This is a genomic window from Caulobacter sp. HMWF025 (genome assembly GCF_003060965.1).
Taxonomy (GTDB): domain Bacteria; phylum Pseudomonadota; class Alphaproteobacteria; order Caulobacterales; family Caulobacteraceae; genus Caulobacter.
Genome location: NZ_QAII01000099.1, coordinates 1 through 7,902 on the forward strand (window position 1 = coordinate 1; position 7,902 = coordinate 7,902).

At 66.7% G+C, this 7,902-nt stretch carries 9 protein-coding genes; 5 read left to right on the forward strand and 4 right to left on the reverse strand.

The features are described from left to right. The first annotated feature begins 56 nt into the window (after positions 1–56). On the forward strand, positions 57–545 hold the full coding sequence (locus tag DBR10_RS10775) for a hypothetical protein (RefSeq protein ID WP_108556334.1): 489 nt from the start codon (positions 57–59) through the stop codon (positions 543–545). A gap of 12 nt (positions 546–557) precedes the next feature. Here the strand turns inward: DBR10_RS10775 and DBR10_RS10780 are convergent, their stop codons facing one another. Next, positions 558–1,454 carry a M56 family metallopeptidase gene (locus DBR10_RS10780; protein ID WP_108505172.1) on the reverse strand — a complete coding sequence of 299 codons (897 nt, stop codon included), beginning with the start codon at positions 1,452–1,454 and terminating at the stop codon, positions 558–560. Continuing rightward, the gene (locus DBR10_RS10785) at positions 1,444–1,812 is read right to left on the reverse strand and encodes a BlaI/MecI/CopY family transcriptional regulator (protein ID WP_108556335.1); all 369 of its coding nucleotides are present in this window, start codon (positions 1,810–1,812) and stop codon (positions 1,444–1,446) included. The genes DBR10_RS10780 and DBR10_RS10785 overlap by 11 nt, the downstream gene beginning before the upstream one ends. A 226-nt stretch (positions 1,813–2,038) precedes the next feature. Here DBR10_RS10785 and DBR10_RS10790 point away from each other — a divergent pair, with 226 nt between their 5' ends. The 3 genes from DBR10_RS10790 to DBR10_RS10800 all read left to right on the forward strand — a co-directional run bounded on the left by DBR10_RS10790 (position 2,039) and on the right by DBR10_RS10800 (position 5,355). Further along, on the forward strand, positions 2,039–2,857 hold the full coding sequence (locus tag DBR10_RS10790) for a 2-keto-4-pentenoate hydratase (protein ID WP_108505171.1): 819 nt from the start codon (positions 2,039–2,041) through the stop codon (positions 2,855–2,857). A gap of 62 nt (positions 2,858–2,919) precedes the next feature. Next, positions 2,920–4,194 (forward strand): MFS transporter, encoded by a 1,275-nt coding sequence (locus DBR10_RS10795; protein WP_108505170.1) that lies wholly within the window; start codon positions 2,920–2,922, stop codon positions 4,192–4,194. A gap of 126 nt (positions 4,195–4,320) precedes the next feature. After that, the gene (locus DBR10_RS10800; protein WP_108505174.1) at positions 4,321–5,355 is read left to right on the forward strand and encodes an oxidoreductase; all 1,035 of its coding nucleotides are present in this window, start codon (positions 4,321–4,323) and stop codon (positions 5,353–5,355) included. Between the two features lie 9 nt (positions 5,356–5,364). Here DBR10_RS10800 and DBR10_RS10805 read toward each other — a convergent pair whose 3' ends face one another. Further along, positions 5,365–5,688, reverse strand: a complete 324-nt coding sequence (locus DBR10_RS10805; protein WP_108505169.1) for a PilZ domain-containing protein — start codon at positions 5,686–5,688, stop codon at positions 5,365–5,367. A gap of 131 nt (positions 5,689–5,819) precedes the next feature. On the opposite strand from DBR10_RS10805, the gene DBR10_RS10810 reads away from it, so the two are divergent. Continuing rightward, a complete protein-coding gene (locus DBR10_RS10810; protein WP_108505168.1) occupies positions 5,820–7,046 on the forward strand; it encodes a PQQ-dependent sugar dehydrogenase in 1,227 nt (408 codons plus the stop codon). Positions 7,047–7,490: 444 nt separating this feature from the next. Here DBR10_RS10810 and DBR10_RS19095 read toward each other — a convergent pair whose 3' ends face one another. Continuing rightward, entirely contained in the window at positions 7,491–7,799 is a 309-nt protein-coding gene (locus DBR10_RS19095; protein ID WP_108505167.1) for a hypothetical protein, read from the reverse strand. Positions 7,800–7,902: the final 103 nt, after the last annotated feature.

A 7,902-nucleotide genomic window follows, 5' to 3' on the forward strand; every position in this document is an offset into this window, starting at 1 on the left:
GACAAAGCCTGGTGTAGAACCGGACGACAGCGCTTCGCGACCCAGGAGATTCGATCATGACGCCCCCCGCCCCCAAGGCCAAACGCCCCTGGCTGACGCCTCGCCTGCAGCGGGACCTGCACCTGTTCGTTGCGATCTTCTTTGCGCCCAGCATCCTGTTCTTCTCCGTCACCGGAGCCCTGCAGGAGTTCTCGCTGCATGAATCCGGCGACGGTTACACGCCCCCGCCGGTGATCGAGAAGCTGGGCCAGGTCCACATCCACCAGCGCTATCAGCTGAAGCCCAAGCGCCCGACCCCGCCGAAGGCGGTCGCGGCCAGGACGGAAGCCCCGGCTGCCGCAAAGCCGGTGCCGGCCAAGGCCGAGCCCAAAAAAGGCTCAACCCTCGGGGCCAAGATCTTTTTCTGCGCGACGGCGATCGGTCTGGCCTTCGCATCCCTGCTGGGCCTGTGGATCGGCCTGACCCAGGGCCGGCTGCGCAAGCCCGCCCTGATCCTGACGATCCTCGGCACGGTGATCCCGATCGTCCTGATCGCCCTGCAATAGGGCGATCAGACGCTACTGCGCCGGAGCCACCGAGATATTGGCATAGATCACCACAGGCCAGGTGATCGGCTCGGTCTTCGGCGGAGGCGGGGCCAGGGGCTGGGCCGACCAGGCTCCGACGGCAGCGGTCAGGCTCAGAGCCATGACCAGGGCTCCGCCCGCCACTGACCGTCGCAGGGTCGGCTCCGGGCGCGCCAGCATGATGACCCGCTCTTCCAGCGGATGCGGCGAGTCGGCCGGCCAGTGGCAGCCCAGCGGCAGGTCACGCGCGCCCAGCTGGGTTTTCAGCAGGGTGTTGGCATACAGGCGACGTTCGCGCGACAGCCGGGCCATGACCCGGGCATCGCAGGCCAGCTCCTGGTCCAGCCGCGCCTCGCGCACCGCCAGATGGATCAGCGGGTTGAACCAGCCCAGGCACTGGATCAGGGCCATGATCGCATTGGCCCGGGGATCCAGGCGCTCGATATGGGCCCGCTCATGAGCGCGGATGATGGCCCGCTCGGCATCGTTGAACCGCAATTCGTAGTCCGACGGAACCACCATCCGCGGCGACAGGGCCCCGACCACGGCCGGTCCAGCCTGTCCGGCCCGGGCCTTTGCCATGAACCGCGACTGGCTCCAGATCAGCAGGGCCACACCCAGGACTGCGCCCAGGATCCAGACCGCCGCAATCACAGGGGCGTGGCCCTCGGACACGATGAAGCGATGGGCGGCTTCCGCGCCAGGCTCGGCGGCGCGAGCCGGCAACAGCGCCGCCACACCGGCCGCCAGCGGCAGCAGCCACAGCAGATAGGCGACCTCCGCGCCGAACAGCTTGCGGACCGGCCGGCGCGCCATCAGGACCAGCAAGATGGCCAGGCTGGCGAACAGATGGCCGAAGGCTAGATGGGTCAGCAGGTCAGCGACCATCTTCCAGCTCCTCGATCAGGCGTTTCAGGCGGGCGATTTCTTCGTCCTTCAGGGCCCGGTGCTGGGCGAAATGGCTGATCATCGGAGCCAGTTGCCCCTCGAACAGCCGGTCGAGCAGCCCCTGGCTCTCGGCCTGGACATAGGCGCTGCGCGCCACCAGCGGCCGATAGCCGTGACGGCCGTCGGCCCGCTCGGACTTGATGGCCTTCTTCTTCAGCAGGCGGTTGATCAGCGTCTTGACCGTGGCTTCGCCCCAGGCCTGGGCCGTGCCCACCTCGGCCACCAGCTCATCGGCCGTTAGCGGCTCGCGCCGCCAGAGGGCTTCCATCACCTGACTCTCAGCCGCCGTGATATGCATGATCATTACACCCGTAATTCACCCCTGACGCTATACCCCAATTGACATCTGTCAAGTCACTCATCAGCCCCGCCCCGGCCGGCCCGTTCTGACCGCCCATTTGCGCCTGGCACTGCCAATGTCCACCGGTGTCTCGCTCAATGATTGTCAATGACACCGGTTTCCATTAGAGACATGTCAGACCCGTCCAACGGGCTGACGTGAGTGTTGAGGGAGGACCAGCGGCGTGACCGTTTCAGTGGCCGAGAGCGAAGTGTTCGCACCGGCGTCCGTAGCCCCCCAATTCGTCCAGGCCCGCCTCGCCGGGGTGTCCGTTCCCGGCTACCCGGGCGGCGTCATTCCGAAGTCCATGGCCGAGGGCTATGCCTGCCAGGACATCGCCATCGATCTGTGGCCCGACGAGCTTGTCGGCTGGAAGGTCGGCTATGTTCCGCCGCAGCATCAAGAGCGCCTCGGTGCCGAACGCCTGGCCGGCTGCATTTTCAGGAAGAACCTGTGGGACGCCGCTGAAGCGCCGACCCCCTTCCGGGCCATCGCAGGCGGGTTCACGGCCGTTGAAGCCGAGTTCATCATCCGTCTGGGCCAGGACGCGCCGGCCGGAAAGACCGAATGGACCGCCGAAGAGGCCGCCGACTATGTCGGCGAGCTGATCCTCGGCGTCGAGATCGCCGGCAGCCCGCTCGCCACCATCAATGTGCTGGGACCGACCGTCGTGGCCTCGGACTTCGGCAATAATGACGGCCAGATCCTCGGCCCGGTGCTCGACAACTGGCGTGACATCGCCTGGGAAGACATGACCGTCGAGACCGTGATCAACGGGGTCAGCGTCGGCACCGGAACCGCCGCCTCGATCCCCGGCTCGCCCCTGGCGGCCCTCGCCTTCCTGCTGGGCCACGTGGCGACCCGCGGACGTCCGCTCAAAAAGGGCATGCTGGTCACGACGGGGGCCAGCACCGGCATCCACGATGTGGTTGCAGGCGACCGGGCGACGGTTAGCTTTGGGCCCCTGGGCCAGGTGGCGTGCTTCGCCGTTCCCGCGAACTGACCCACGGGCTCCGGCAAGACAAGAAACAAGAAACAAGACTTCAGGGTAAGGAAAACGTGTCGATGGACCTGCCAAAACCCCCAGAGCCGTCCGAGAAGATCGGTCGCTATCGTTGGGTGATCGTCAGCCTGCTGTTTGCGGCGATGGTGATCAACTATGTCGATCGCCAGACGATCGGCCTCCTCAAGACGGACCTGTCCAAGGAATTCGGCTGGAGCGAGGGCGACTATGCCGACCTCGTCTTCTATTTCCAGCTGTCCTATGCCGTGGCCTATCTGGCCTGGGGCAAGATCATGGACAAGATCGGAGCCCGCTGGGGCTTCGGCATCGCCTTTGCCATCTGGCAGGTCGCCCACATCGCCCATGCCGGGGCCCGGGGCCTGAACGGCTTCATCTTCGCCCGCATGGGCCTGGGCGTCGGCGAGGCCGGCGGTTTCCCGGGCGGCATCAAGGCCGTGGCCGAATGGTTCCCCAAGAAAGAGCGTGCCTTCGCCACCGGCATCTTTAACGCCGGGACCAATATCGGGGCCATCGTCACCCCGCTGGTGGTGCCGGGTATCGTGCTGGCCTGGGGCTGGCAGATGGCCTTCATCGTCACCGGCGTGGCCGGCCTGATCTGGCTGCCCATCTGGCTGATCATGTACCGCACGCCGCGCGAGCACAAAAAGATCGGGGCCGCCGAACTGGCCCATATCGAGCAGGACGAAGCCGATCCCGTGGAGAAAATCCCCTGGGTGAAGCTGCTGACCAAGCGCGAGACCTGGGCCTATTCCATCGGCAAGTTCCTGATCGACCCGATCTGGTGGATGTTCCTGTTCTGGCTGCCGGACTTCCTGGGCAAGCGCTATGGCCTGGACCTCAAGACCTTCGGCCCGCCCCTGATCGCCATCTATCTGCTCAGTGACGTGGGCAGCGTCGGCGGCGGCTGGCTGTCGTCGAAGTTCATGAAGATGGGCTGGAGCATCAACCGGGCCCGCAAGACGACCATGCTAATCTGCGCCCTGCTGGCCGTTCCGGTGATGGGGGCCTCGCTGGCCAGCAACGTCTGGCTGGCCGTGCTGATCATCGGCGTCGCCACGGCGGCCCACCAGGGCTTCTCGGCCAACCTCTACACCCTGCCCTCGGACGTCTTCCCGCGCGGGGCCGTGGGCTCGGTGGTCGGCATCGGCGGCATGCTGGGCGCCGTCGGTGGCATGGTGTTCTCCAAGTACATCGGCAAGGTCCTGGAACAGATCGGCACCTACACCCCGATCTTCATCGTCGCCGGCAGCGCCTATCTGGTGGCCCTGCTCGTCGTGCACCTGCTGACTCCGAAGATGGAGCCGGTGAAGATCTAGGTCTTCTTTCCAGGCGAAGCCTCAAGCCCCCGGTGCCCCGCGCATCGGGGGCTTTTTTCTGGCCAGCCCTGCCGCGCGCCCCTATCTGGTCAGCCTGTCACCATGTTCTGGTCTGAAGGTCCGAAGATGTCCCAGCCCCCCGTCCGCGTCGCCCTGGTCGGCTACGGCTATGTCGGCAAGACCTTCCATGCCCCGCTGATCGCCGCCACACCCGGCCTTGAGCTGAGCGCCGTGGTCTCCAGCGATGCGGCCAAGGTGCGAGCCGACTGGCCGGAGATGACCGTCCACGCCGGACTCGCGGCGGCCCTGGCCGATCCGTCGATCGAGGTCGTGGTCATCGCCACGCCCGACGCCCTGCATGCCGAACAGGCCCATGCCGCCCTCGATGCCGGCAAGCATGTTGTGATCGACAAGCCGTTCACAGTTAGCCTCGACCAGGCCCGCGCCGTCGCCGATCACGCCCGCCAGGCCGGCAGGCTGGTCAGCGTGTTCCAGAACCGGCGCTGGGACAGCGACTTCCAGACCCTCAATGCCCTGATCCAGCGCGGCCACCTCGGCGAGGTCGTGCAGTACGAGAGCCACTTCGACCGCTTCCGGCCGCTGGTCCGCGACCGCTGGCGGGAAAAGCCCGGAGCTGGGGTCCTGCTGGATCTCGGGCCACACCTGGTCGACCAGGCCCTCGTATTGTTCGGCATGCCGCAGGCGGTCTATGCCGACATCGCCATCCAGAAGGACGGCGGCCAGGCCGGAGACTATTTCCACCTGCTGCTGCGCTATCCTCGCCTGCGGGTCCTGCTGCACGCCAGCCAGATGACCCAGGCCAGCAATCTGCGGCTGGCCGTGCACGGCACCGGAGGCAGCTTCATCAAGAGCGGCCTCGATGCCCAGGAAGACCAGCTGAAGGCCGGGATGGTGCCGGGTGCCCCGGGCTATGGTGAGGATCCGCGCCCCGGCGTCCTGATCCAGCTGGAAGACGGTGAGCCGGTCACGACGGCCGTCCAGCCCCTGCCGGCCGACTACCGCGACTACTATGCCGCGCTGCGCGAGGCGATCCGTACCGGCGCGCCCTGCCCGGTCACCGCCGAAGAAGCCGTCGCGGTCATGACCGTTCTGGATGCCGCCCGGCGTAGCCACGCGACGCGGTCAGAGGTGTCGCTCTAGACCGCTCCGTCAGCCGAGCGCCTGGCGGACCGGCAGGGCCGGGTCCCGGCGGTCAGACAGGGCCAGTCCGATATCCAGGCCGCTGCGCCACAGCATCTCGGCTGTGTAGCACACCGCTCCGTCAACCAGATCGATCCGCAGGGTCAGGACCGTCGGCACCAGGGTCGCGTGCTTCAGCGCCACCCGCGCGCCCTCGGCGGTCAGGTCGAGGACCGCCACCGGCACGGCACGGCCGTCCTGCGTGACCAGCTCGCCCCGCAGCAGGCAGGCCCGCCGGTGACTGGACCGGCGTTCGACGGGGCGCTTGAGAAAGGCGTCTTCCACATCCGACATGGGCCGAGCCTAGCCGGCAGGCTCTGTAGGAACAGTTGGCGAAGGTGGTGAGCGGAAGGTGAACGAAGTGGGGATCGGAACGCCGCAGTTCAAGCCTTTCGCCGGGGCCTGACTTGCCGCAAGGTAGGGGCATGCGCGATTGCCTCATCCCCCTTCTCGCCCTGGCCCTGTGCGCCTGTGGCCCCGCCGCCGAAGCGGTCCAGCAGGACGCCACCGGCCCCGTCGAAACCCGCAAGCCCAATGCGCCCGAGCAGCAGCCGGCCGTGCCCGGCCAGACCCGCGCCCCGCTGAAGGCGGCCGGGGTCGCCTATAATGTGGAAACCCTCGCCACGGATCTCGACCATCCCTGGGGTCTGGCCTTCCTGCCCGACGGTACCCGGCTGTTCACCGAGCGCGCCGGTCGCCTGCGGCTGCAGGGAGCCGACAATATGCTGTCGCCCCCGGTCACGGGCCTGCCGCCGATCGATGTACGCGGCCAGGGCGGCCTGCTCGACGTGGCGGTCGATCCGGATTACGCCAGAAACGGACTGATCTACTGGACCTATTCCGAGCCCGGCGAAGGCACCACCAACGGCACGAGCGCCGCCCGCGGCCGGCTGGTTCCCGGCCCCAATCCGCGCGTCGAAGCGGTGCAGGTGATCTGGCGCCAGACCCCCAAGCTCGACTCGGCCCTGCACTTTGGCGGCCGCCTGGTCTTTGCCCCCGACGGCAACCTGTTCATCACCACCGGCGAGCGCTCCACCCGCGAAGGCCGCATGCAGGCCCAGCGGCTGGACGGCACGCTCGGCAAGGTGGTCCGGATCAAGCCTGACGGGTCGATCCCGGCCGACAACCCCTATGTCGGCAAGCCCGGCGTCAGGCCCGAGATCTGGTCCATCGGCCATCGCAACCTGCAGGCCGCCGCCATCGACCCGGCCACCGGCAAGCTGTGGACCGTCGAGCACGGGGCCAAGGGCGGCGACGAACTGAACCACCCCGAGGCCGGCAAGGACTATGGCTGGCCGACCATCACCTATGGCGAGGAATATTCCGGCCAGCCGATCGGCGAAGGCCTCACCGCCAGGGCCGGCATGGAGCAGCCGGTCTACTATTGGGATCCGGTGATCGCCCCCTCGGGCATGGCCTTCTATACCGGCGACCTGTTCCCGGCCTGGAAGGGCAGCGTCCTGGTCGGAGCCCTGCGCGGCCAGCATGTGGCCCGCCTGACGCTGGAAAACGGCAGGGTGGTCGGCGAGGAGCGCCTGTTCACCGAACTGGGCGAACGCGTCCGCGACGTCAAGCAGGGCCCGGACGGCGCGGTCTGGCTGCTGATCGACACCGACCACGGCAAGCTTCTACGGGTGACGCCCAAGCGTTAGGGGCTGAAGCCCGGGCGGGGTGGCCCTATGGATTTTTGGGTGGTGTACGGACCTTGCTCCCTCTCCCATAGGGAGAGAGTTGGGGTGATGGGCTACAGCGTTTGACGGAGTGCCGGCACGCGGTCTGACTTCGCAACCTCTCATCCTCCCATCCCGGCATCCGCCGGGACGGGCCCCTCCGTCTCTCCAAGAGAGAGGGATCCTTAACGTCCACCGCCAATCCCCGTCCTTTTCCGTCCTTTTCCGTCCAACCTCCCTAAACACCTCACTCACAAAAATCTTGTCATCCCGGCCGGACGCCCGTGAGGGCGGGAGCGCCGGGACCCAGGGGCAACTGCAGTGAGGCGGCACCTGGGTCCCGGCTCTCCGCTACGCTTCGGCCGGGATGACAAGATAATTTGGGGGTGTGATGGAAGCCCCCACAGCGGACCTTCCGAGGTGCCGCTATGGGTGCCAAAAGGGCGTATCAATGCCCCTCTCCCACGCGCCCTGAAACTCGGTAGGAGTAATCTTTTCGAGGTCCGCCCCCTCAAAACCCTGCTCCAAGGAACAGTCGATCAGGGAGGGGCAACCTTTGCCGCTCCGCTCCTCAATCTCGATGCTGTTTCGTGTAACTAAGCCGTCAGCGTAAACCCATACGCTCCGCGTCACCGCGTCGGCGGCGTCGTCAATTTCATAGTAGAACCACGACGGCTCACCGATAGGAACATTATCCTCAGGCCATGGCGTTTTGACATATCGCGGCAGCGTCATGACTTCACCCTAGCCGACCCGACGCCTTCCGGAAGGTCCGACTTGGATCGAGACCCGAAGTTACCCCCTGTCCGCAAGCCGGACCTTCTCGGCTCAGCCGGGT

What these genes read in the sequence shown, in the direction of transcription:
- DBR10_RS10775 (WP_108556334.1), top strand. Translation starts at nt 57, where the DNA reads ATGACGCCCCCCGCCCCCAAGGCCAAACGCCCCTGGCTGACGCCTCGC.
- DBR10_RS10780 (WP_108505172.1), bottom strand. Translation starts at nt 1,454, where the DNA reads ATGGTCGCTGACCTGCTGACCCATCTAGCCTTCGGCCATCTGTTCGCC.
- DBR10_RS10785 (WP_108556335.1), bottom strand. Translation starts at nt 1,812, where the DNA reads ATGCATATCACGGCGGCTGAGAGTCAGGTGATGGAAGCCCTCTGGCGG.
- DBR10_RS10795 (WP_108505170.1), top strand. Translation starts at nt 2,920, where the DNA reads ATGGACCTGCCAAAACCCCCAGAGCCGTCCGAGAAGATCGGTCGCTAT.
- DBR10_RS10800 (WP_108505174.1), top strand. Translation starts at nt 4,321, where the DNA reads ATGTCCCAGCCCCCCGTCCGCGTCGCCCTGGTCGGCTACGGCTATGTC.
- DBR10_RS10805 (WP_108505169.1), bottom strand. Translation starts at nt 5,688, where the DNA reads ATGTCGGATGTGGAAGACGCCTTTCTCAAGCGCCCCGTCGAACGCCGG.
- DBR10_RS10810 (WP_108505168.1), top strand. Translation starts at nt 5,820, where the DNA reads ATGCGCGATTGCCTCATCCCCCTTCTCGCCCTGGCCCTGTGCGCCTGT.
- DBR10_RS19095 (WP_108505167.1), bottom strand. Translation starts at nt 7,799, where the DNA reads ATGACGCTGCCGCGATATGTCAAAACGCCATGGCCTGAGGATAATGTT.